A 22,489-nucleotide genomic window follows, 5' to 3' on the forward strand; every position below is an offset into this window, starting at 1 on the left:
GCGTCCACGGTGAACGACAGCCCGCGAAACAGCGTCCTCTCGTCCCGCTCGCAGTACAGATCTCTGGCTTCAAGCATCATTGTCATTGCGCATATTCAGGTTGATATGGCGTATAAACACCGGTCAGGCTTTCCAGGAAGGCGACGATATCGTCAATATCGTTTTGCGGCAGATCGGTGCCAACCTGGTAACGCAGCATCAGTTTTACCGCGCCATCCAGCGTCGGTACGTCGCCCCGATGGAAATAAGGTGCCGTTAACGCGACGTTGCGTAAGCCCGGGACTTTTTGCCGTAATTTATCGCGAACCTCTTTGGTGACGTTCATACGACCAATATCCGCTGCGGTAATTTCGCCAAAATTAAAGTCTCGCTTTAATCCCAATGGTTCAAAAGAGCGCCCGCCTAAAATGATACCGCCGTGACAGGTTGCACATTTATTCTCTTTAAATAATTGATAACCGTGTTTCTGTTGCGCGGTCAGCGCATTTTCATCTCCACGTAGCCATTTATCAAAGGCGGAATCCGGCGTTATCAACGTTTTTTCGAATTCGGCGATCGCATCAGTAATATTTTCCCCGGTAAATCCTTGCGGATAAACCGCCTGGAAATCTTTTTTCAGGACAGGATCTTTATCAAGCTTGCTAATAATTTCATCCCAGGATTTAGAAGCCATTTCAATAGGATTTAACGGCGGTCCGCCTGCTTGCTCCTGCAGAGTTGCAGCACGACCATCCCAAAATTGTTCGATATTAAATACGGAGTTGAATACCGTCGGCGCATTTATTGGTCCTACCGCACCGCCAACGCCAATTGAGGTTTTTCTGCCATCGACACCGCCCGCATTTAACGCGTGACAATGCGCACAGGATATTGTGCTGTCGCCGGATAAACGTTCATCATGATAAAGACGGAAACCTAAGTCGACTTTTTTCGCATCGACGGGAATATTGCGCGGAATAGGCTGAACGGGTTCATTCCGGTGCGCGGCGTCGGTATCGGCGCTGGCATAGTTGCGTTCACGTTGATCGGCTATCCAGTTCAGGATGTCAGTACGCTCTTTATCGCTGACGCCCCCCGCCCAGTGCAGCGCGACATAGCGGGTTGGCGGCATAGTCTGATGTTGCATAACCCATTCAATTTTATTCAGTTCGCTTTGCGGCACCGGCGTATCCGCAATCAGGGCGGCCCGTACCGCCTCCAGGTTAAACGATTTGTAGCCGAGCTGGATATCGTAATCCATTAGCTGCTTTGCCACCGGAAAAGAGGAATAAAAAGGTAATTCAGCGGAAGGCGTATGACAATAATCACATCCTTTCTCCCTGAAATAACCCAGTATTTTATTATTTTCACCCACAACCGAGGCCTGCACATCGCTTTTTTTACTGCGCTGTTTGTCGTAATACCATACATACCCGGACAAACCTAAATAACATAACAGCCCAACGGTGATAACCGTTGTCGCATAGAGGGTAATTTTTTTCATATCACTATCCTTATGGGGTATTGCGGCATGATTAATTAAATTTTATTTTTTTACTCATGAGGCCCGTCAATACTAAATACAAACCCATCATGGATATTGATTGGTATCAATAATTACAATTGGCTAAACCTATAGATATGATAACCCCCGACTATCGTAATATTTATTTTGCGATGCCCGTCACAGGGTTTATTCAGCCGCAACAATGGATAAATCCTCTTTTCCGTCATCAAAACGAACGATAGCCAACAATAATTGACTTAACGCAGCATAAAAGCCATATGGATCATGCTTAAGGCAATTATTTGTAAATTCCGGAAGCCATTCCAGTAATGACGACAATGTTTTCTGGCGTAATTTATTCATTCTCCGTTGTTGGAACGATTCACCCAATGAAAAATGTAAATGGCTGAGTAATTCCAGATAAATCGCCAGGTGGTCGGTCGGCTCTTTAAAATCGTCGTTGACTTCCATCCCGGCTTCAAGCAATAAATGTTTAATCATGCCGGGTTCCTGCTGCGGGTATTGCGAGGCGTAGGGCAACGCCGATTTTTTATCCGTCATCAGGAACAATCCGCAAAAATCTGCGGCCAGCTCCAGCTGCGCATCCTGGCGCAGGCTAAGCGCGGCAATTTTTTGTTCGAGTAACGCCACCGACGCCGCCAGCGCAGGCTGACGCTTTAACAGCGCCAGCCAGTCCGCGATCTCCGCGGACTGTAATTGTATTAACCCTTCATCATCCACTTCCCGGAAAAAGAGTAACGCCAGCCATGCATATACGCAGGCGTACTGTTCCTGAGCAAGCGCTGGCTGCTTAATCATGCGGATTCCCCTGCGATGCGGGTACATATTCACACTGCGCGACCATCTCGACCGGACCGTTAAACGCCGTGACGTTATTAATAGGGCCGGTATATTTTTCAATTTCCACCAGCGTCGTATGCGCGCTGGTCGCCTGCGCGAGCTGTGATGTACCGATATCCAGCGTTAATACGTTAGGGTTGCCGTACTTACACAACGCATTGATGTCGCCGCCTTTATCAGGATCGTACCAGGCGCCTTCATGAATTCGCGCCACGCCCGGCGCATAGCGATCGGAAACTACCGCCCCCGCCAGTACCTGCCCGCGTGCATTGAATACCCGCACGATGTCACCGTTGCGGATCCCGCGCGCGCTGGCATCCTGTGGGTTAATAAAGACCGGCTCCTTGCCGCCAACGGCATATTGCTGACGCAGCGCTTCCGACTCGCACAGTTGGGAATGCAGACGGAAATCAGGGTGGACGGATTGTAAGTGCAGCGGCCAGCGCTGCGATCCCGGCCCGCCATGCGAGCGTTCGATTTTTTCGAACCACATGGGATGGCCCTGACAATCGTCGTATTGCATGTCGGCGATCGTTTTGGAGTAAATCTCGATCAAACCGCTTGGCGTGCCCAACGGCTCCAGGTCCGGATCTTCACGGAAAGCCTGATGGCGCACAAACATCTGCGGATGATCAAACTCGATGTACTCCTGTTGATTCCAGAACACCTCGAAAGTCGGTAAGTGGATACCGCGACCTTTTCCCTGCTGGCTCCCTTCCTGCCAGATGCGTTTCAGCCAGCCCATTTCATCAAGACCTTCCGTGAATGCCGCTTCACGGTTAAAGCGTCGGCAGAGATCGCGGAAAATATCAAAGTCGTTACGCGCTTCAAACTGCGGCGACACCACCTGTTTCATGGCGATAATGCCGCGGTTAGAGTGGTTGCCGAACTGATCGAGGTCGTTACGCTCAAATTGGGTGGTAGCCGGCAAAACGATATCCGCAAAACGGCAGGTCGACGTCCACTGGTTATCAATAGCGATGACCGTTTCCAGCTTGCGCCAGCCTTCAATTATGCGGTTAATTTGTTGGTGTCGGTGGAACGGGTTGGTCCCGGCGAACACGCACATCTTCAGCGGCGGTAATTTAACCGATTTGCCGTTCCAGTTAATGACCTTGCCCGGTTCAAGAATGGCATCCATAAAACGTGCAATAGGAATGGTGCTGCTGTAGCCTTTGTAATCCGTGCTGTCGTGTACTGGCGGAACGGTCGTCGAACCGGAAAAGCCGCTTAAAATGATCCCTTTACGGCCAGGCGTCCCGGCGCCGTTGTAGTGCCAGCCAAAACCAAAGCCGCCGCCCGGTAAACCAATCTGTCCCAGCATTGCCGCCAGCACGACGACCATCCATGACCACTGTTCGCCATGCTGCATACGTTGTACGCACCAGCCAGCGATGATTTGCGTTCTGTCGCCCGCCATCTGCCGCGCCAACGCGCGGATGGTGTCGGCGTCAATACCGCACAGTTTTTCCGCCCAGGCGGCATCTTTGGGCTGTCCATCTTTCTCGCCCAGCAAATAGGGGAGGAACTGGTCAAAACCGACGCAGTAGTTATCGAGGAAATTTTTATCGTACAGTTTCTCGCTGTACAGGGTATGCGCCAGCGCCAGTTGTAACGGGACATCCGTCTGCGGGTTAATGGCGATATGTTTGACCTTATCGCGCCCCAGATAATCGTGCGTGGAGGTAACAACCGGGTCGATGCTGATGACCGAGATAGCACCACTGGCAACCTTCTCTTTTAATTGTTCATAGTACTGATAGACATCGTGATCCGGGCACCACCAGTTTGCCTGCTGGTTTTTCACCATATCAGAACCCCATAGCACAATCGTTTTACTGTTCTGTAAAACCAGAGGCCATGACGTTTGCTGCTCGTACACTTCCATTGAACCCACCACGCGCGGCAGAATCACCTGCGCCGCGCCGGTCGAATAGTCCCCTCCCGTGCTAACGCTATTGCCATGTAGCGCAATCGCGCGCGCCAGCATCCCGGAGGCGTTATGGAACATGCCGGTAGATTGCCAGCCGCTCGCCGTCAGTAACGCGCTCGGCCCGTAGTTTTTTTGCACCCGCTCCAGTTCCTGATAGAACAGATCCAGCGCTTCATCCCAGGAGACGCGCACAAAACGATTATCGCCGCGCTGCGAGGTGTCGCTTTGATGACCTTTGCGCATCCAGTCGACACGCACCATCGGATAACGGATACGCGCCGCGTTGTGGACGTGATCGGGCAGGCCGGCGATCATTTTGGACGGGTATTTATCCTGTTCAAACGGTTTTGCCGCCACAAATCGACCCTCAACCACCGTGGCGCGAATCGCCCCCCAGTGAGAACCAGTAAGGATACCCTCTTTCGTCGCGGCGCCTGGCGCAACGGCATCCGCTGCGCGGGCGCTACGGGGCGTCAGCAGTGACGGCCCCAGCATTCCTGCCACCGTCAAACCGCCAAGCTGCGCCAGAAAACGTCGACGAGAGACGTGTAACGAGTCCTTATTTTTCATTGTGTTCTCCCTTATCGCTGTGCGGCGTGTTGGTGGTATCAGACGCATTCATCTGGAGATATTTCAACAAGGTACGTTCTTCACGCTTATCCAGACTGGTGAAACCGATCATGCCGTTGAGCGTGCCGATCCAGCCGTTAGCGTCAAAGTGCGCTTTGTCCGGCGCGCCGTGACACTGATTACAGGTGCCGTTATAGAGGGAGTCGGCATAGGCCCAAATCGGTTTAATGTCATTTACCATGTCGCCTTTTTGCATCCACGCGGTTGCCTGTAATTTGCTCCACTGAGTATTGGTCGCCGCGACGGTGGTCTCTTCCAGCGTTTTCACATGCTGTTGCACATCGCCACGAATCGAGGCGACAAAAATACGTTTACCGGGCAACTGCGTCAGCACGCGCTGGCGACCGTCCGTCTCCGTCCAGCCTTCGATTTGCACTTGCAGCCAGTCACCGTCCCGTTTAAGGACTTTCACTTCAGAAGCAGGTAACAGCGAACCTGCCGGTTCTTTATCGCCTTTAGCGGCGTAAATCGGCTTGATATCCAGCGAATAGAGCGTATCGCCGTCATTATGCGTACTGGCGCTGGCGCGCAGTTCATCAAACTGTTTGCGGAAACCGCTGCTCATATCCGGTAGCTGGTGGGCAATCCCTTTATGGCAGTCGATGCAGGACTGATTTTCTTTCGCGGCGATTTTCATTTGCCGCGCCGCTTCCGGGTTCTGTTTCGCGTGATCCATCGCATCGTAGTTATGGCAGGAACGACAGGTCGCGGAGTTGTTCTCTTTCATGCGCGCCCATTCACGCTCGGCAAGCTCGGCGCGTTTGGCTTCAAATTTTTCCGGGGTATCAATCGAGTGGGCGATAAATGTCTGGTAAAGATCGTTGCTGGCTTCCAGCTTACGTTTCACCATGCCTGGAATATCAGGGGGGATATGGCAATCGTGGCATTCCGCGCGTACGCCGGAAGCGTTCTGGAAATGTACGGACTGTTTATATTCCTGATACACCGGCTGCATACTATGGCAGCTGACGCAAAACTCTGTCGTACTGGTCAGTTTGATACCGACGTGAGGTAACACGATCAGCGCAACACCGATCACAATCCCGACAATGACCAGCGCCAGTATCGACCAACGGGCGCTTGGCCTGAGTAGCGCTCTCCAGAGTTTTCGCATAATAGCCCCTGTAATTATATGGTTTAATGCGCAGATCTTATTCCGCAAATATGAACAGCGTCACTGGTCAGGATGAACGGGATACGGCAATATATGAACAGATATGAACAGAAAGAGACCGCGCGCAGGATGTCACATCACATTGTTATTGTTGAGGATGAACCTGTTACTCAGGCCAGATTACAGGCCTATTTTGAGCAGGAGGGATATCGCGTTTCGGTGACCGACAGCGGCGCGGGCCTGCGCGACATCATGGAGCATGAGCACGTTTCGCTGATCCTGCTGGATATCAACCTCCCCGATGAAAACGGGTTGATGCTGACCAGGGCGCTACGCGAACGTTCCACGGTGGGCATTATTCTGGTGACGGGGCGTTGCGACCAAATAGACCGCATCGTCGGACTGGAGATGGGCGCGGACGACTACGTCACCAAGCCGCTGGAACTGCGCGAGCTGGTAGTACGGGTGAAAAATCTTTTGTGGCGCATCGATCTGGCCCGCCCCACGCCGCAAAATGCCAGTGAAAACTGCTATATGTTTTCCGGTTACTGCCTGAACGTGATGAATCACACGCTGGAGCACAACGGTGAAGCCATTAAGCTTACGCGCGCGGAGTACGAGTTACTGCTGGCCTTTGTGACCAACCCAGGCAAAGTGCTGCATCGTGAACGCCTGCTGCGAATGCTTTCCGCCCGCCGCGTAGAGACCCCGGATCTCCGCACGATTGATGTCCTGGTTCGCCGCTTACGTCATAAAATTACACCGGAACTGCTGGTCACACAGCATGGCGAAGGCTACTTTTTAGCCTCGGAGGTGTATTGATACAGATAGACGGGCCGAAATCCCGGAGGCGATAGCGAACGGCGAACGCGCGCGCTGTCGGCGTTGTTATGCGTCAAAATAAGCACCGGCGGGCTGATATTTTCAGGCACCGGTTGCCCCTGTAAGACCTTAATCGACTGCGTTATCGCTAATTCTCCCTGCCAGGCCATCTGATCGCTGAGCGCCATCAGGATATGGCCGCGTTTTAAACCGCGATAAACCTGATGCGTCAGATAAAATGAGACGATCGTGAGCGGAGTCGTCAAATTTCGCCCTTCGCCCATCGCCGCCTCCGCCGCTATCGCCGACCCGGCGACCACATTGGCGTCCGGATGACGCTCCAGCATTTCCTGGAGTAAGTTTCGCTGCACTTCAATGTCGTTATCGCCCCAGGCGATATCCACAATGTTGATGGCGCTGCCTTTAATTGCCTGACGAAAACCCGCCACCATCTCCTGACTGCCGCCGGCTTCTTCCGGCCCCGGGAAGAGTAAAACGTTAAGCGCTTTTCCTTTGCTCCACTGCACCAGGAAACGTCCCGGCAGATACCCCATCTGAAACCACGGCAGACCAACGCGGGTTGCGACGCTGGCATCGTGAATCATGTTCACCAGTTCAATAACCGGCACATTACCGGCATACCGTTCCAGCTCCGGGAAACGATCGGTACTGCTGCCAAGCAGAATAGCGTCGGCACCCCACTCCCGGCACTGCATCATTTGCTGTTGTTGCGTCGCCAGTTGCCGATAGCCATTCGCTTCCAGCACTTTTAAATCAACGCCATACAATTTGGCCGCTTTTTGCATCCCGTAGTTGACGGACAACCAGTAAGAATCTTTCAGGCTGGGGTATAATGCGCACAGTTTCCAGGGTTTACTCGCATTGACTGACGTTTGCCGCCAGGGAATCGCCCGATCGGCGCGCGTCCAGTGTAGCAGCCCGGTTTCGGCTAACGCCGTTTCTACATTCGAGACGATGATTATCAAAAAAAAGAACGAAATAAGCGCGCGCATGATAGCCCCACCAGCAACAAGGTTTTATCCTAATGGTTTTTCCGGCGGCAACTCAACCCATTTCACCCGCGGCGCATAAATGTCAACGCCTTCACTGACCCGCAGATTATGGCTGGCCTTCGCCCTGATGGCGGCACTCACCCTGCTCAGCACCGTGATCGGCTGGATAAGCCTGCGCGTCATTAGTCAGGTGGAGCAAACCAATACGCAAGCGCTGCTCCCCACGATGAATATGGCCAGGCAGTTAAGCGAAGCCAGCGCTTACGAGCTCTTTTCCGCGCAAAATCTGACCAATGCCGACAGTGAGGGCGTTTGGCTGGCGCAGGGGAAGATGCTGAAAGCGCAAAGCCTTAAAATTAACCATCTTTTGCAGGCATTAAGCGAGCAGGGATTTAATACCTCGGCCATCGCCCGGCAAGAAAAAGAGATTGCGCAAACGCTTGGGCAGCAGGGAACGCTGGTCGGTGAAATTCTCACGCTGCGCGCACAGCAACAGCAGTTAAGCCGCCAGATTGCGGAGGCGGCGGAAAGCATTGCCGCCCAGGCTCACGGTCAGGCCAATAATGCCGCGACATCTGCGGGCGCCACCCAGGCCGGTATTTACGATCTTATCGAAAGCGGTAAAGGGGATCAGGCTGAACGCGCGCTTGACCGACTGATTGATATCGACCTTGAGTATGTGAATCAGATGAATGAGCTGCGGGTCAATGCCCTGCGGTTTAAGCAGCTCATTGTGACCTTAAAAGACGCGCAAGGGCTGAGCGATGCCGAGGACACCGATGAAAAACTTAATCAGTTGGTTAAAATTTTATCCCGCCGCCAGCAGCGTATAGAAGATCCTACCGTTCGCGCCCAAATCGCCGACGCGCTGGAGAAAATAAATCAGTACACCACACTGGTTACCCTGTTTCGTAAGGAAAACGCCATCCGCGACCAGCTTCAAACGCTTATGGCCAATAACCTCTTTCAGTTTACCCGCTTCAGTACGGAAGTGTCACAGTTGGTGAACGCCATCGAAAAACGAAACGAGGCAGGGTTAGTGCGCCTTACACACGCCAGTCAGCGTGGGCAAATAGGGTTAGTGATCTTAGGTATCCTGGCGCTGTGCTCATTAAGTTTTATTCTTTGGCGAGTGGTTTACCGTTCCGTATCCCGCCCGCTGGCGCAACAAACGCAGGCCTTACAGCGGCTACTGGAGGGCGATATTGACTCACCGTTTCCGGAGGCGGCTGGCGTCAGCGAACTGGATACCATCAGCCGTCTGATGGAAGCGTTTCGCGCCAACGTGCGCAAATTAAACCGCCATCGTGAGGATTTGGCGGAACAGGTGCGTTCGCAAACGGCGGAGCTTCATGCGCTGGTGCTGGAACACCGGCAGGCGCGCGCCGAAGCGGAAAAGGCCAACGAGGCGAAATCGACGTTCCTTGCCGCCATGAGCCATGAAATTCGCACGCCGCTTTACGGCATTCTCGGTACGGTACAATTGCTGGCCGATAAACCGCTCATGGCAAACTACCACGACGATTTACAGGCCATTAATGATTCAGGCGAATCGCTACTGGCGATTCTTAACGATATTCTTGATTACTCGGCGATTGAAGTAGGCGGCACCAACGTTTCTATTAGCGAGGAACCGTTTGAACCGCGACAATTGTTGAATAGCGCGCTGCATTTAATGCACAGCCGCGTGCAGGTGGCGCTCATCGCCGACTTTAGCGAGCAACTCCCCTCCACGCTACAAGGCGATCCACGCCGGATACGTCAAATTGTGATTAATCTTTTAAGTAATGCGGCGAAATTTACCGATCGCGGCAGCATAGTGCTACGCACGTTTTGCGACGATCAGAGCTGGTTTATTGAGGTTGAAGATACCGGATGCGGTATTCCTGAAGCGAAGCTGACGGCTATTTTCAAACCGTTTGTGCAGGCGACAGGACGCCGGGGCGGGACGGGCCTGGGGCTGGCTATCAGCGCCAGCCTGGCAGAGGCGATGGGCGGGACGCTAACCGTCACCAGTACGCTTCATGTTGGCAGTTGTTTTCGCTTACAACTGCCGGTTCGCCACCCCAAACCCGCAAGCAAAAATGCGTTCAGGGAACCGATAAATCTTAACGGACTACGCCTGTTGCTGATTGAAGATAATATGCTGACGCAGCGTATTACCGCTGAAATGCTCACGGGTAAAGGGGTGAAGGTCTCAGTAGCTGAAAGCGCGAATGACGCGCTACGCTCTTTAGCTGAAGGCGAGTCCTTTGATGTGGCGCTGGTGGATTTTGATTTACCGGATTATGACGGCTTAACCCTGGCGCAGCAGTTGATGAGTCAGTATCCCGCCGTGAAACGCATTGGTTTTAGCGCGCATGTGATAGACGATAATCTTCGTCAGCGTACCGCCGGTCTTTTCTGCGGGATTATTCAAAAGCCCGTTCCCCGCGAGGAGCTTTACCGTATGATAGCGCACTATTTACAGGGCAAATCTCACAACGCGCGGGCGATGCTGAATGAACATCAGCTTGCCGGCGATATGGCGTCTGTCGGCCCGGAAAAGCTCCGGCAATGGGTCGCCTTATTCAAAGACAGCGCGCTGCCTTTAGTCGAGGAGATCGAGGCGGCGCGCGCCATGAATGACGACGTTAACATTAAGCGGCTGGCGCATAAATTAAAAAGCGGCTGCGCCAGCCTGGGGATGACGCAGGCAACCGAAGCCTGTCGGGAGCTGGAATTGCAACCGCTTAGCGATATAGATATTAAAACTATCGTGACGCAGGGAGTGACGGCGCTCGACGCATGGATAGCCGATCATCCTTCGCCATAATAGCTTCCGGCTCGCCAAACGACGCGTTTCACATCGCCAGTGATCAGGACATAAAACAGTACGCCGAGGGTATAAGAGGGAAATAGCCTACGGCTACTGCCTGTTTAATGATTCTGTGTTTTTTCGTCCTGTAGCCGTGCCTGCTCCGCCAGGGCGGCAAAATCTTTTTCGCTGTAATAGTGCGCGGGAGGCGGTAGCTGCGCCATATCCTCGCTGGGCCACAATTGTAGTTGCGCCAGCGTGCTAAGCTGGATACCGCGCCAGCAATGGGGCAAGCTCAGCGGCAATAGCGGCATTATCTCGCCAGGAATAGCGGTCGGCAGGCGGTCATCGCCCATCTGATAATTACGATGCAGCACCAGATATTTTTCCGGTACCCGCCGCTGGCTGTTCCACCAACGGCCATCAAGCATATCAAACTGAAAACGGGTGATCTGCGCCGGCTGCGCTGCCAGCTGCGTCAGCGCTTGCCGCAGCGCGGTTTCCATCGCCGTGTTGTACATCTCTTGCGTTTTCGTCTGGCCGCCGACAATTAAAGACGCCGCCAGACGGGCACCCGCGAGGTTAGAATAGAGATCTTCCGGCGAAAAGGCCGATACTCCCTCAGAAAATCCGCGAACAGACTCGAAACCGTACCATTGGGCGATTTCGTGCCACTCCGCCACCTGGAACGCCAGATGCGCCGACAGCCAGGCGGCCAGCGTGTAACGCTCGCGTGCATCGACCGGAGGGGTAAAAGCAGTAAAAACCAGACGCCGTTCGGCCAGCTCCTCGCCCAGATTCAGCGTAAAAGCCTGCCCCAGCTTTGGTAGTAGTTGGCTGAAGATATACACTGTCATATCAGCGGTATCCCGCACATGTGCGGTGTCGATGAATCCGCCACGCAAGGTATACACAATACCGTTATTCTCACCGCTAAGGCCAATCAGGTTTGCCACGCCCGAGTACAGATGGTCGTTGTACTGATGATGCCCCAGCGAGTCCACCGTCACGACGTTATTTAACTGATAGAACGGAACCGGCAGTCCCAGCAGCTCGGCATGCAGGTCGTAACCAAAAGCACAACACGGCCGCAACCCCTTTGGCAGCGGCTGCGGCGGCATCGTCGGCCAGGCTTCACTGGCAGCAGGCGTTGGGTGAGTGGACAGATAGAGCGTCAGTGGTAAGGCGGCGCGGGCGCTCCCCGCCAGAAACAGCAGCGCCAGAAAGATAACCCGAACGACGGACCTCAAAATGCTTCTCCTACCTGAAAATAAAAACCGCTGCTAGCTTTGCCCACGCCGTAATCCAGCCGCACGTTGACGCGCGGCTTGAACTCAAAGCGATAGCCCACGCCCGCAGAAGGCAGCCATCGCCCGTCATCCAGATGGTGCAAAGACGATCCCATGGTGCCCGCGCCCACCCAACCGACAACGCCATGCCGCCAGCTCAGCTTATGGCGATATTCCAGCTGACCGCTGATAGCATTTTTATCGCGATAGCGCCCTTCATAATAGCCGCGCATACGATGGTTACTGCCCAGCAGCGGCAGCATATTCCACGGCACGTCGCCCTGGGTAAAGGCACCGTCAGCTTCCCAGGCCAGCACGTCTTTATCATTGACGGCATGGTAACGACTATAGTGCAGTTGGTATTCATCAAACCGCGTATCGCTACCGACGTCCGGTGCGAAGTGGGTATAGCGAAGGGTGGCATACTGCCCTTTGCGTGGGTTAGGTATAAAATCACGATCATCCCAGCTAATCTCAACGCTACCGCCGTTACTCAGTGAAGAACAGCCCTGCGCTGTACTTTGAATTTTGGGCGGATCGGTCTCATCAATTTGCGCGGCGTGCTGTACATCCAGCGTCCAGCCAACGCCAAGATAGATATTGTTAACAAGCCGACGATACAGCATGGGTTGCAGATCCAGCACCTGCGCAGTATAGGCCTGCTTATGGCTGTCTTTATCACCAGCGGCAAAACCCTGTCCCCAATAGTAAGTGGGCGTGTCGCTCAATGCGCCAGTGAGGAAGAAACGCCAGCGATCTTGCGCGAAAAAAGCGTAATTTTGCAGGCTTACGCCAAAAGCGCCTGTGGAGCTGAAATAGCTGCTCAGCGACAGCGTGGATACCTGGCTAACCTTATCGGCAGGATCGGGGCGATACATACCGACGATGGCGGTGCCGATGCCCAGCCCCAGTTCAGGGGTATAAAATGGCCCGGGCATTACTCCCCAGTTGACGCCTTTGGCGGCATCGTAAGTATCGCTATCCCCCATTTGTTGTAGCCAGCCGTCCACCTGGCTGCGGCTGGGCAGCGCCGCCTGCGCCACGCCGGACAGCACACCGACGACGCAAAGCAACAGTCGGTAATGACAGCGATTCAAAAGCGGTACTCACCGGCCACAAAGAAGCTATTGCGCTCGGCAAAGCCAAACTCGGTGGTAACGTTGAAATGGCGGGTTATTTCATACTGAGCGCCCAGCAGCATGTTCCACGGTGATTGTAGATGCTGTTTGACGTCAAAGCGGCCGTTATTGTTATAGTTAGCCATACTCACCAGCCTTTGTAGCGTCGCTGACGGCATGGTCAGGTCGTCGAGGCTGCCTTTAAACTCCTGCTGCACATCCTGATACATGCTGCCGACCCAGACGTTTAGCTTGCCCGACGGCAGATGCATCTTATCTATACCCGGGGTGGTAAAACGGTAACCAACGCGAGGTGAGACGGTAAAGGCGTCGATGCTGCCATCAAGAATATCGAACTGTGTCTGGGTGTAGTTAGCATCAACAGCGGTAAACCAGTTACCTACGCCGCCGACCAGCGTGGTGCCGATGCCATAGGTAGTGCCTTTAAAGTCGAGTTTAAATTTGAGGTTTTGCAGATCGGCGGGATGAAAAACGTGGCCATTTTTCGTCATCAACCCAACACCAATTTGCGAAACGGAATGACCATCGGTATAGCCCACCAGGCCGTACACATTCATAAATGGCAGCAGCCAGGCATCCAGCTTGACCGTTTCGGTCTTGCTCTTTTCACGGGTATGACCGACGTTAATTTTAAATACGTTATCTAATGGAATTCCCCCGTTGGGACCTAAAGCCAGGCCATTAAAGTTGATGCTATCAACGTTAATATTCTGCCCAATATTCATGTAGTTAATATTGAGGCCAAATGGCTCGGGAAGCTCATAGCCACGCTTTCGGGCTTCATCACCCAGAAAAGGCAACACTGATGTACTGGCAGGCTTTGCCACCGGCGTTGTCGCGACTGGCGGTGTGGCAGCAGATGGGACGTCATCCTGATAGCTATAAACAAGCGACAGGTTCGCCGGGGGGCTGGTAGCCGCCCAGGTAGAAAAAGCCATAGCGGGCAGCGCCAACAGCAAAAGGGAGCGTTTTTTCATAATGATGAAGCGTTTATTCTGGCGAGAAGCGCCGCCGGATCGAAAGGAGGAAGGAGAATATAGTAATCGTCGCCTGGTGGGCGGGATTTCTGTGCGAATTAATCTTTTGAAATAAAAAACTATTTTCTACAACGTCTTTGTTGCAACACATTAGCTTCATGGGTGGAACTATCGGCCCGACGGCGATCGGGCCGGAGTGAATCAGGACAGAACATGTTGTTCAATCGCCCAGGCAACACCATCTTCAAGGTTCGATTTAGTCACAAAGTTAGCCACCTCTTTGACCGACGGAATGGCGTTGTCCATTGCCACGCCCATACCGGCGTATTCGATCATCGCAATGTCGTTTTCCTGATCGCCAATCGCCATCACCTCCTCTGGCTTAATACCCAGCGCCTCGGCCAGTGATTTTACGCCAGTGCCTTTATTAACCCGTTTATCGAGGATTTCAAGGAAATACGGCGCACTTTTCAGCACGGTGTACTTTTCCTTCACCTCTGCCGGTATACGCGCAATCGCCCGGTCGAGAACGGCAGGCTCATCGATCATCATAACTTTCAGGAACTGGGTGTTCGGGTCCATCTTCTCCGCTTCACAAAATACCAGCGGAATGGTCGCCACATACGACTCATGCACCGTGTAGTAGCTGATATCGCGGTTAGCGGTATAAAGCGTATTTCGGTCTAATGCGTGGAAGTGAGAACCCACCTCACGGGACAGTTTTTCCAGGTAACGGTAGTCATCATAGCTGAGCGCCGTTTGCGCAACCGTACTGCCATCCCCTGCTTTCTGCACCAGCGCCCCGTTATAGGTGATGCAATAATCACCGGGCTGTTCCATGTGAAGTTCTTTCAGGTAACTGTGCACACCCGCATACGGACGGCCTGTGGTCAGCACCACGTTTACCCCTTTTTCACGCGCAGCGGCAATCGCGTTTTTAACCGCCGGAGAAATGGTGTGATCGGGCAGCAGAAGGGTGCCATCCATGTCGATAGCAATAAGTTTGATAGCCATGAAATCCCCGCATTAAATGAGTCCTGACTCATGCTAACGCGATTCCGCTCAAAAAACAGTAAAGAATCCAAGAGAAAGGGGGATAAGATTCACAAACGGGATTCCCCTTTTCAGGCCGTATTCTCCCATCCTGATGTATTAGATAACCTCATTAATCAAACAGAAAATACCGTTTTTCTAAAAGAATGTGTATTGCTACTTTGGACATCATCACTTAGAGCCTAATGGGATTGGCTCTTAATCAGTAAAAATCAACAAAAACTTATATTTTAAAATAACCTTATCCGATGAGAAGGAGATCGCTAATGTCGATGGCCCTTACCGCCCCCCCAACCAGGAAAAGATTTTTAATCGTTGCCTGTCTGTTTATTGGAATATTTATTGCTTATCTCGATCGCGTTAATGTTTCGGTATTAGCCGCGAATGAACCCTTCTTAGCCTATATGGGTATTGAAGGTATGCCCTTGCAAATCGGCATGATGATGACCGTCTTTCTGGCCGCTTATGGTATCGCTAACGTTGTATTATCACCGCTTGGCGATTATCTCGGCCCCAGAAAAGCAATGATGCTTTGTATTCTGATCTGGACTATCGCTTTAATGATTGGCGGAGTCGCCACATCATTCGCTCTAATTATTATTTGCCGTATATTACTGGGCATCGGAGAGGGATTTTATTATCCACTGCAAAGCGTATTTATTAAAAACTGGTTCCCGAAGCAGGAGCGCGGCAGAGCAAACGCGGCGTGGATCGTCGGCCAGTCGGTGGCACCCGCCATTGCGATGCCTTTTTTCACCTGGTGGATAGGCACCCACGGCTGGCGCTCCAACTTCTTTTTATGCGCCGCTCTTGGGTTAATCCCACTCTGGCTACTCTGGCGATATGTTGCTGATAAACCAGAACAACATAAAAGTATCAGCGAGCAGGAACTGGCTTATATCAAAGCCGGGCAGGAAACGGAAAGCGCAGGCAACAGCGAAAGTTTTATGTTGCGGGTCAAACCGGTGATCACCAACTATTGCTACTGGTTGCTGGTGCTGTGGTACCTGTGCCTGCAATGCCTGTACTGGGGGATGATTACCTGGCTGCCGACCTATCTTAAATCAGCCAGGGGATTTAGCTGGGCGGAAATGGGCTGGCTGGCGTCGCTTCCCTTTGTCCTGTCAATATTTTCTAAAGCCGCTGCGGGGATCTTCGTCGATAAAATAGGACGCAGCGCCCCCATATTAATGGTATTAATGTTTTTCGCTGGCGTCAGTATCTATTTCGGTACCATAACCGAACATAAATATATGTCAGCGGTACTCCTCTCCTTTGCTGTTGCTTTCTGTACGATGGGTACGCCCGTTGCCTGGACGTTATTACAGGGAATGATACCCGGAAAATCTATTTCCGCCGCCAGCGGCGTAATGAACGGCGTCGCCAATGGACTCTCTTCATTATCTCCCGTATTTATCGGCTTATTTATTTCTATCACTGGAACTTATACCGGCGGCTTACTATGCCTGGTTTTTATCAGCGCTATCGCCGTGGTATCGGCATTAATCTTAACGATTAAAAAATATTAATTACGAGGAGTAAATGATGAAAATTACCAGCGTTGATATTATTGATGTGGCGAACGATTTTGCGTCCGCCACCAGCAAATGGCGTCCGGTGGTGGTAAAAATTAATACCGACGAAGGCATTTCCGGTTTTGGCGAAGTCGGGCTGGCTTACGGCGTCGGCGCCTCTGCGGGCATCGGCATGGCAAAAGATTTAGCCGCCATTATCATCGGCATGGACCCGATGAATAACGAAGCTATCTGGGAAAAGATGCTCAAAAAAACCTTCTGGGGGCAGGGCGGCGGCGGCATCTTTTCCGCGGCGATGAGCGGCATCGATATCGCGCTGTGGGATATCAAAGGCAAAGCGTGGGGCGTACCGCTGTATAAAATGCTTGGCGGCAAAAGCCGCGAGAAAATCAGAACCTACGCCAGTCAGCTACAGTTTGGTTGGGGGGACGGCAGCGATAAAGATATGCTGACCGAGCCGGAGCAGTATGCACAGGCGGCGCTGACCGCCGTCAGCGAAGGCTATGACGCAATAAAAGTGGATACCGTCGCAATGGATCGCCACGGCAACTGGAACCAGCAAAACCTCAACGGGCCTCTCACCGATAAAATCCTGCGTCTGGGCTACGACCGTATGGCCGCCATTCGTGATGCGGTCGGCCCGGACGTGGATATCATCGCCGAAATGCACGCCTTTACGGATACTACATCCGCAATTCAGTTTGGTCGCATGATAGAAGAACTGGGTATTTTCTACTACGAAGAACCAGTCATGCCATTAAACCCCGGACAAATGAAACAAGTGGCTGATAAAGTTAATATTCCACTGGCGGCTGGCGAACGCATTTACTGGCGCTGGGGATACCGTCCTTTCCTGGAAAACGGCAGCCTGAGCGTTATTCAGCCCGATATCTGCACCTGCGGCGGCATCACCGAAGTGAAGAAAATCTGCGATATGGCGCACGTTTACGACAAAACGGTGCAAATCCACGTTTGCGGCGGGCCGATTTCCACGGCGGTGGCGCTGCATATGGAAACCGCAATCCCCAACTTCGTCATCCACGAACTGCACCGGTATGCGCTGCTGGAACCGAATACACAGACCTGTAAATACAACTATCTACCCAAGAACGGCATGTACGAAGTCCCGGAGCTTCCTGGTATCGGCCAGGAGCTGACCGAGGAAACCATGAAAAAATCACCAACCATCACCGTAAAATAAGCCAACTGTCTGCCTGCGCCGCAGGCAGACCCCCTGTATTTGCGAGTCGTATCAACACGACCTTATCCAGCCTGAGATAAAATCCTCTCTGTAAAGGGGTAACACAGGTGGCAAATGAATTTAACTATCCGGCAATTTCGCGCGTTTCTGGCCGTCGCGGATTTGCGTAGTTTTACCGCCGCCAGCAAATATCTGTGCATCACGCAGGGAGCTGTTAGCGGTTTAATCAACGAAATGGAAAGCCAGATGGAGGTTTCCCTTTTCGACCGCACTTCGCGCGTGGTGAAGCTGTCGCCCGACGGAGAAAAATTTTTGCCCTCCGCTATGCGGGTGGTTGAAGAGTTTCAACGGGCCGAAAATTATGCCCGCGACCTGAAAGAGATCAAAAAATCCCTGGTACGGGTGGCCGGCGCGCCGCTGATCGCCTGTGCTTTTCTACCGCAAATCATCCATGCCTTTAAGCGGCAGCATCCGCATACCCACGTACAGCTTATTGATAAGCCCATGTCGCAATTACAAAAAAGCATTATGTTGGGAGAAGCCGATTTTGGTATCGGCCCGGAGCGGCCGCTGGAACCGGAAATCGACAAACAAACGCTGTTCACAACGGAAATCGCCCTGTACTGCCATCCGGACTATCGGCTGCATAAAAAAACGGTTCGCTGGGAAGAGATTCAAAGCGAAGAGCTGATCGCCGTTGGCAACGAATCCGTTCCGATGATCTCCGCGACCGCTGGCGTGCGCATTAAGCCCAAAATGACGGTGGAACATATGGCGACCGCCATGTCGCTGGCGGCGCAGTGTGAAGGCGTGGTGATCGCCGGAACCTTTTCCCGCCATTACGCCAAAAGCTACCAATTAGCGACCTGTTCGCTCACGCCTCCGCTGCGGCGCAATATGAACCTTTATTTCCATGCGTGGCGCGCACAAACGCCCGCCACACAGCGCTTTAGAGATTTTTTATTTAGCTATGTCGATGAACATCATGATGCCCCGGCCAACCAGCGGTAGGCCGGGGATTAAGGCAGGTTAAATATCGATATTCGCCGCTTTCAGGGCGTTCTCTTCGATAAAGGCACGACGCGGCTCAACGGCATCACCCATCAGCGTGGTGAACAGCTGGTCGGCAGCAATCGCATCTTTGACGGTCACGCGCAGCATACGGCGGCTTTCCGGGTCCATGGTGGTTTCCCACAGCTGATCCGGGTTCATTTCACCCAGACCTTTATAACGCTGGATAGCCAGACCGCGACGTGATTCTTTCACCAGCCACTCCAGCGCCTGCTCGAAGCTGGTTACCGGCTGGCGACGCTCGCCGCGTTCAATAAACGCATCCTCTTCAATCAGACCGCGCAGCTTCTCGCCCAGCGTGCAGATACGACGATATTCCGCGCCGGTCACAAACTCGTGATCCAACGGATAATCGGTATCCACGCCATGCGTACGCACGCGAACGATAGGCTCGAACAGATTCTGTTCCGTATTAGTATGAACATCGAACTTCCACTGACTGCCGTGCTGCTCTTTCTCGTTCAGCTCGGTAATCAGCGCATTCACCCAGCGCGTTACAGTCTGCTCATCAGAAAGATCGGCTTCGGTCAGAGTTGGCTGATATACCAGCTCTTTGAGCAGCGCTTTCGGGAAGCGACGCTCCATACGACCAATCATTTTCTGCGTGGCGTTATATTCAGAGACCAGTTTTTCTAACGCTTCGCCGGATAGCGCCGGCGCATGAGCGTTCGCGTGCAGAGTCGCACCGTCAAGCGCGATGGAAATCTGGTACTGATCCATCGCTTCGTCGTCTTTAATGTACTGTTCCTGCTTGCCTTTCTTCACTTTGTACAGCGGCGGCTGCGCAATGTAGACGTGGCCGCGTTCAACGATTTCCGGCATCTGACGATAGAAGAAGGTCAACAGCAGCGTACGGATGTGCGAGCCGTCGACGTCCGCATCGGTCATGATGATGATGCTGTGATAGCGCAGCTTGTCCGGGTTGTACTCGTCACGACCGATACCGCAGCCCAGCGCGGTAATCAGCGTCGCCACTTCCTGAGAGGAGAGCATCTTGTCGAAGCGCGCTTTCTCGACGTTAAGGATTTTACCCTTCAGCGGCAGAATCGCCTGGTTCTTGCGGTTACGCCCCTGCTTCGCAGAGCCGCCCGCGGAGTCCCCTTCCACCAGGTACAGTTCGGACAGCGCCGGGTCGCGTTCCTGGCAGTCAGCCAGTTTGCCCGGCAGGCCCGCTAAGTCCAGCGCGCCTTTACGACGGGTCATTTCACGGGCGCGACGCGCCGCTTCACGCGCACGCGCGGCGTCGATAATTTTGCCGACGACAATTTTCGCGTCAGATGGGTTTTCCAGCAGGTATTCGCTCAGCAATTCGTTCATCTGCTGTTCTACCGCCGATTTCACCTCGGAAGAGACCAGCTTATCTTTGGTCTGCGAGGAGAATTTCGGGTCCGGCACCTTCACGGAAACCACCGCAATCAGACCTTCACGGGCATCGTCGCCGGTGGCGCTGACTTTGGCTTTTTTGCTGTAGCCTTCTTTGTCCATGTAGGCGTTCAGCGTGCGGGTCATCGCCGCACGGAAGCCTGCCAGGTGAGTACCGCCGTCGCGCTGCGGAATGTTGTTGGTAAAGCAGTAGATGTTTTCCTGGAAACCATCGTTCCACTGCAGCGCTACTTCCACGCCGATACCGTCTTTTTCGGTGGAGAAGTAGAAGATATTCGGGTGGATCGGCGTTTTATTCTTGTTGAGATATTCAACAAACGCCTTGATGCCGCCTTCGTAGTGGAAATGATCTTCTTTGCCATCGCGCTTGTCGCGCAGGCGGATGGAGACGCCTGAGTTCAGGAATGACAGTTCACGCAGGCGTTTCGCCAGGATCTCATATTCAAATTCAGTGACGTTGGTGAAGGTTTCGTGGCTCGGCCAGAAACGTACCATCGTACCGGTTTTATCGGTATCGCCAGTGACGGCCAGGGGTGCCTGCGGCACGCCGTGCTCGTAGATCTGACGGTGAATTTTGCCATCTCGCTGGATAACCAGTTCCAGTTTTTGCGACAGAGCGTTGACTACCGAGACGCCCACGCCGTGCAGACCACCGGAGACTTTATAGGAGTTATCGTCAAATTTACCGCCCGCGTGCAGAACGGTCATGATCACTTCCGCCGCCGAGACGCCTTCTTCCGGGTGAATCCCGGTCGGAATGCCACGGCCATCATCCGTTACGGACACGGAGTTATCGGCGTGAATAGTCACGACGATATCTTTACAGTGACCTGCGAGCGCTTCGTCGATAGCGTTATCTACCACCTCGAATACCATGTGGTGCAGACCGGTGCCGTCATCCGTGTCGCCGATATACATACCCGGGCGCTTACGCACCGCATCCAGCCCTTTCAGGACTTTGATACTGGAGGAGTCATAAGAATTCGACATCAACGTTTCTCGCTCATTTAATCTTGGGTTAATCCGTTATTTTACCCTTTTCCACGGTAAACATCTTCGAATTTTCATCCGACATGTCTATAACGTGTTCAGCGCTAATTGCGCTGACAAAGACCTGCGATTGCGTGGCTTTTAAGCGGCTGGCCAGCAGTCCGCGACGCGCATCGTCAAGTTCAGAGGCAAAATCATCTATCAGGTACAGGCAGCGCCGCCCGCTTTCGCGGGTGAGGAACTCGCCCTGCGCCAGACGTAAGGCGCACATCAATAACTTTAGCTGCCCGCGCGACAGGGTATCTTCCACCGGCGCGCCGTCAGCGCGAATGCGAAAGTCCGCTTTATGCGGCCCGTGCGCGGTGTAGGTCAACATACGGTCACGCTCAAAGCTTCGCTCCAGCACGTCCGCATAGTCTGTCTCTTTCTCCCAGCCGCGCTGGAAAGAGAACGTCAGGGAAAATTCAGGTAAAAACTGCTGACAGGTATCCGCCATGTCCTGTGCGATAGCGCTACTGTACTCCGCCCGCCAGGTACTAATTTGTTCCGCCAACGGGATCAGCTCTTTATCCCACGGGCGCAATTGCTCATAACGACTCACCTGGCGCAGCGCAGCATTACGCTGTTTCAGCAATCGTTTCAGGTTACTCCAGGCGGTGAAGAATCCGGCTTCGTTGTGAAAGCATCCCCAGTCAAGGAACGCTCTTCTGTATTTGGGGCCGCCGTTGAGTAAAGTAAACCCCTCCGGCGTAATCAACTGCATCGGCATTAAATGCGCCAGCTCCGCGATCTTGTGACCGTCGGTACCGTCGATACGGACTTTGCTGTCGCCCTGCTTATCTTTGGTTAAGCCAATCGACGTCTCACGCTCTTCGCCCTGTAATCGCCCGTGGAGAACAAACGCTTCCTGCTCATGACGAATCACGCGGCCAGGCTGCAAACTGCGAAACGCCCGACCGTGGCCAAGCGTATAGATAGCTTCCAGCACGCTGGTTTTGCCGCTACCGTTGGCGCCAACCAGGAAGTTAAAGCCGGGGGATAAAGCGAGATCCGCATTTTCTATGTTGCGGAAGTCTTTGATTAAAAGGCGCGTCAGTGACATATATTAGTACATTCGTCCAGGGGCGTGTGTGTCGCAGCCAGTTCGTCTACCGCCAGCGCGCAGAAAGCGGAGCGTACACGAAGTACGTGAGCA

Annotated in this window: 16 protein-coding genes and 1 pseudogene; 5 read left to right on the forward strand and 12 right to left on the reverse strand. The window is 53.1% G+C overall.

Going from position 1 to position 22,489, the window contains the following annotated elements; all coding sequences use genetic code 11:
• From NA389_RS20685 to torC, 5 genes and pseudogenes are all read right to left on the reverse strand, one after another.
• Positions 1–77, reverse strand: a pseudogene (locus NA389_RS20685) (cytochrome c biogenesis heme-transporting ATPase CcmA); the annotation flags it as partial.
• Positions 78–82: 5 nt separating this feature from the next.
• Positions 83–1,483: a cytochrome-c peroxidase gene (locus tag NA389_RS20690; RefSeq protein WP_000724469.1), complete on the reverse strand. Its 1,401-nt coding sequence runs from the start codon at positions 1,481–1,483 to the stop codon at positions 83–85.
• A gap of 189 nt (positions 1,484–1,672) precedes the next feature.
• A complete protein-coding gene (torD, locus tag NA389_RS20695) occupies positions 1,673–2,305 on the reverse strand; it encodes a molecular chaperone TorD (RefSeq protein WP_000595421.1) in 633 nt (210 codons plus the stop codon).
• Complete coding sequence (torA, locus tag NA389_RS20700) at positions 2,298–4,850, reverse strand: trimethylamine-N-oxide reductase TorA (protein WP_000790676.1); 2,553 nt, start codon at positions 4,848–4,850, stop codon at positions 2,298–2,300. Before torA ends, torD begins: the two co-directional genes overlap by 8 nt.
• Positions 4,840–6,024: a pentaheme c-type cytochrome TorC gene (torC, locus tag NA389_RS20705; RefSeq protein WP_001230254.1), complete on the reverse strand. Its 1,185-nt coding sequence runs from the start codon at positions 6,022–6,024 to the stop codon at positions 4,840–4,842. Before torC ends, torA begins: the two co-directional genes overlap by 11 nt.
• Positions 6,025–6,153: 129 nt before the next feature.
• Between torC and torR the strand changes: the two genes are divergently transcribed.
• Positions 6,154–6,846: a two-component system response regulator TorR gene (gene torR / locus NA389_RS20710; protein WP_001562512.1), complete on the forward strand. Its 693-nt coding sequence runs from the start codon at positions 6,154–6,156 to the stop codon at positions 6,844–6,846.
• On the opposite strand, the gene torT is transcribed toward torR, so the two are convergent.
• Entirely contained in the window at positions 6,819–7,859 is a 1,041-nt protein-coding gene (torT, locus tag NA389_RS20715; protein ID WP_001202031.1) for a TMAO reductase system periplasmic protein TorT, read from the reverse strand. The two genes, torR and torT, sit on opposite strands and share 28 nt — an antisense overlap.
• Positions 7,860–7,938: 79 nt before the next feature.
• On the opposite strand from torT, the gene torS reads away from it, so the two are divergent.
• Positions 7,939–10,674 carry a TMAO reductase system sensor histidine kinase/response regulator TorS gene (gene torS / locus NA389_RS20720; RefSeq protein WP_000106951.1) on the forward strand — a complete coding sequence of 912 codons (2,736 nt, stop codon included), beginning with the start codon at positions 7,939–7,941 and terminating at the stop codon, positions 10,672–10,674.
• A 104-nt stretch (positions 10,675–10,778) separates the two neighbouring features.
• On the opposite strand, the gene NA389_RS20725 is transcribed toward torS, so the two are convergent.
• From NA389_RS20725 to yidA, 4 genes are all read right to left on the reverse strand, one after another.
• Positions 10,779–11,906, reverse strand: coding sequence for a DUF4056 domain-containing protein (locus NA389_RS20725; protein ID WP_001258176.1), 1,128 nt, complete (start codon positions 11,904–11,906; stop codon positions 10,779–10,781).
• Complete coding sequence (locus NA389_RS20730; RefSeq protein WP_001078029.1) at positions 11,903–13,042, reverse strand: BamA/TamA family outer membrane protein; 1,140 nt, start codon at positions 13,040–13,042, stop codon at positions 11,903–11,905. The genes NA389_RS20725 and NA389_RS20730 overlap by 4 nt, the downstream gene beginning before the upstream one ends.
• A complete protein-coding gene (locus NA389_RS20735) occupies positions 13,039–14,061 on the reverse strand; it encodes a hypothetical protein (protein WP_000747395.1) in 1,023 nt (340 codons plus the stop codon). The genes NA389_RS20730 and NA389_RS20735 overlap by 4 nt, the downstream gene beginning before the upstream one ends.
• 201 nt (positions 14,062–14,262) lie before the next feature.
• A complete protein-coding gene (gene yidA, locus NA389_RS20740) occupies positions 14,263–15,075 on the reverse strand; it encodes a sugar-phosphatase (RefSeq protein WP_000985571.1) in 813 nt (270 codons plus the stop codon).
• A gap of 305 nt (positions 15,076–15,380) precedes the next feature.
• Between yidA and NA389_RS20745 the strand changes: the two genes are divergently transcribed.
• The 3 genes from NA389_RS20745 (at position 15,381) to NA389_RS20755 (ending at position 18,861) form a co-directional block, all read left to right on the forward strand.
• Complete coding sequence (locus NA389_RS20745) at positions 15,381–16,643, forward strand: MFS transporter (protein WP_000061255.1); 1,263 nt, start codon at positions 15,381–15,383, stop codon at positions 16,641–16,643.
• A 13-nt stretch (positions 16,644–16,656) separates the two neighbouring features.
• A complete protein-coding gene (locus NA389_RS20750) occupies positions 16,657–17,850 on the forward strand; it encodes a mandelate racemase/muconate lactonizing enzyme family protein (RefSeq protein WP_000975837.1) in 1,194 nt (397 codons plus the stop codon).
• A gap of 114 nt (positions 17,851–17,964) precedes the next feature.
• The gene (locus NA389_RS20755; RefSeq protein WP_001054603.1) at positions 17,965–18,861 is read left to right on the forward strand and encodes a LysR family transcriptional regulator; all 897 of its coding nucleotides are present in this window, start codon (positions 17,965–17,967) and stop codon (positions 18,859–18,861) included.
• An 18-nt stretch (positions 18,862–18,879) separates the two neighbouring features.
• Here NA389_RS20755 and gyrB read toward each other — a convergent pair whose 3' ends face one another.
• On the reverse strand, positions 18,880–21,294 hold the full coding sequence (gene gyrB / locus NA389_RS20760; protein WP_000072047.1) for a DNA topoisomerase (ATP-hydrolyzing) subunit B: 2,415 nt from the start codon (positions 21,292–21,294) through the stop codon (positions 18,880–18,882).
• A gap of 28 nt (positions 21,295–21,322) precedes the next feature.
• Positions 21,323–22,396, reverse strand: a complete 1,074-nt coding sequence (gene recF, locus NA389_RS20765) for a DNA replication/repair protein RecF (RefSeq protein ID WP_000060081.1) — start codon at positions 22,394–22,396, stop codon at positions 21,323–21,325.
• Between the last annotated feature and the right edge of the window lie 93 nt (positions 22,397–22,489).

The sequence above is a fragment of the Salmonella sp. NW645 genome (assembly GCF_051703725.1).
Lineage (GTDB): Bacteria > Pseudomonadota > Gammaproteobacteria > Enterobacterales > Enterobacteriaceae > Salmonella > Salmonella enterica.

What these genes read in the sequence shown, in the direction of transcription:
- gyrB (WP_000072047.1), bottom strand. Translation starts at nt 21,294, where the DNA reads ATGTCGAATTCTTATGACTCCTCCAGTATCAAAGTCCTGAAAGGGCTG.
- NA389_RS20750 (WP_000975837.1), top strand. Translation starts at nt 16,657, where the DNA reads ATGATGAAAATTACCAGCGTTGATATTATTGATGTGGCGAACGATTTT.
- torR (WP_001562512.1), top strand. Translation starts at nt 6,154, where the DNA reads ATGTCACATCACATTGTTATTGTTGAGGATGAACCTGTTACTCAGGCC.
- NA389_RS20745 (WP_000061255.1), top strand. Translation starts at nt 15,381, where the DNA reads ATGTCGATGGCCCTTACCGCCCCCCCAACCAGGAAAAGATTTTTAATC.
- torD (WP_000595421.1), bottom strand. Translation starts at nt 2,305, where the DNA reads ATGATTAAGCAGCCAGCGCTTGCTCAGGAACAGTACGCCTGCGTATAT.
- NA389_RS20755 (WP_001054603.1), top strand. Translation starts at nt 17,965, where the DNA reads ATGAATTTAACTATCCGGCAATTTCGCGCGTTTCTGGCCGTCGCGGAT.
- torA (WP_000790676.1), bottom strand. Translation starts at nt 4,850, where the DNA reads ATGAAAAATAAGGACTCGTTACACGTCTCTCGTCGACGTTTTCTGGCG.
- torS (WP_000106951.1), top strand. Translation starts at nt 7,939, where the DNA reads ATGTCAACGCCTTCACTGACCCGCAGATTATGGCTGGCCTTCGCCCTG.
- torT (WP_001202031.1), bottom strand. Translation starts at nt 7,859, where the DNA reads ATGCGCGCGCTTATTTCGTTCTTTTTTTTGATAATCATCGTCTCGAAT.
- torC (WP_001230254.1), bottom strand. Translation starts at nt 6,024, where the DNA reads ATGCGAAAACTCTGGAGAGCGCTACTCAGGCCAAGCGCCCGTTGGTCG.
- yidA (WP_000985571.1), bottom strand. Translation starts at nt 15,075, where the DNA reads ATGGCTATCAAACTTATTGCTATCGACATGGATGGCACCCTTCTGCTG.
- recF (WP_000060081.1), bottom strand. Translation starts at nt 22,396, where the DNA reads ATGTCACTGACGCGCCTTTTAATCAAAGACTTCCGCAACATAGAAAAT.
- NA389_RS20735 (WP_000747395.1), bottom strand. Translation starts at nt 14,061, where the DNA reads ATGAAAAAACGCTCCCTTTTGCTGTTGGCGCTGCCCGCTATGGCTTTT.
- NA389_RS20690 (WP_000724469.1), bottom strand. Translation starts at nt 1,483, where the DNA reads ATGAAAAAAATTACCCTCTATGCGACAACGGTTATCACCGTTGGGCTG.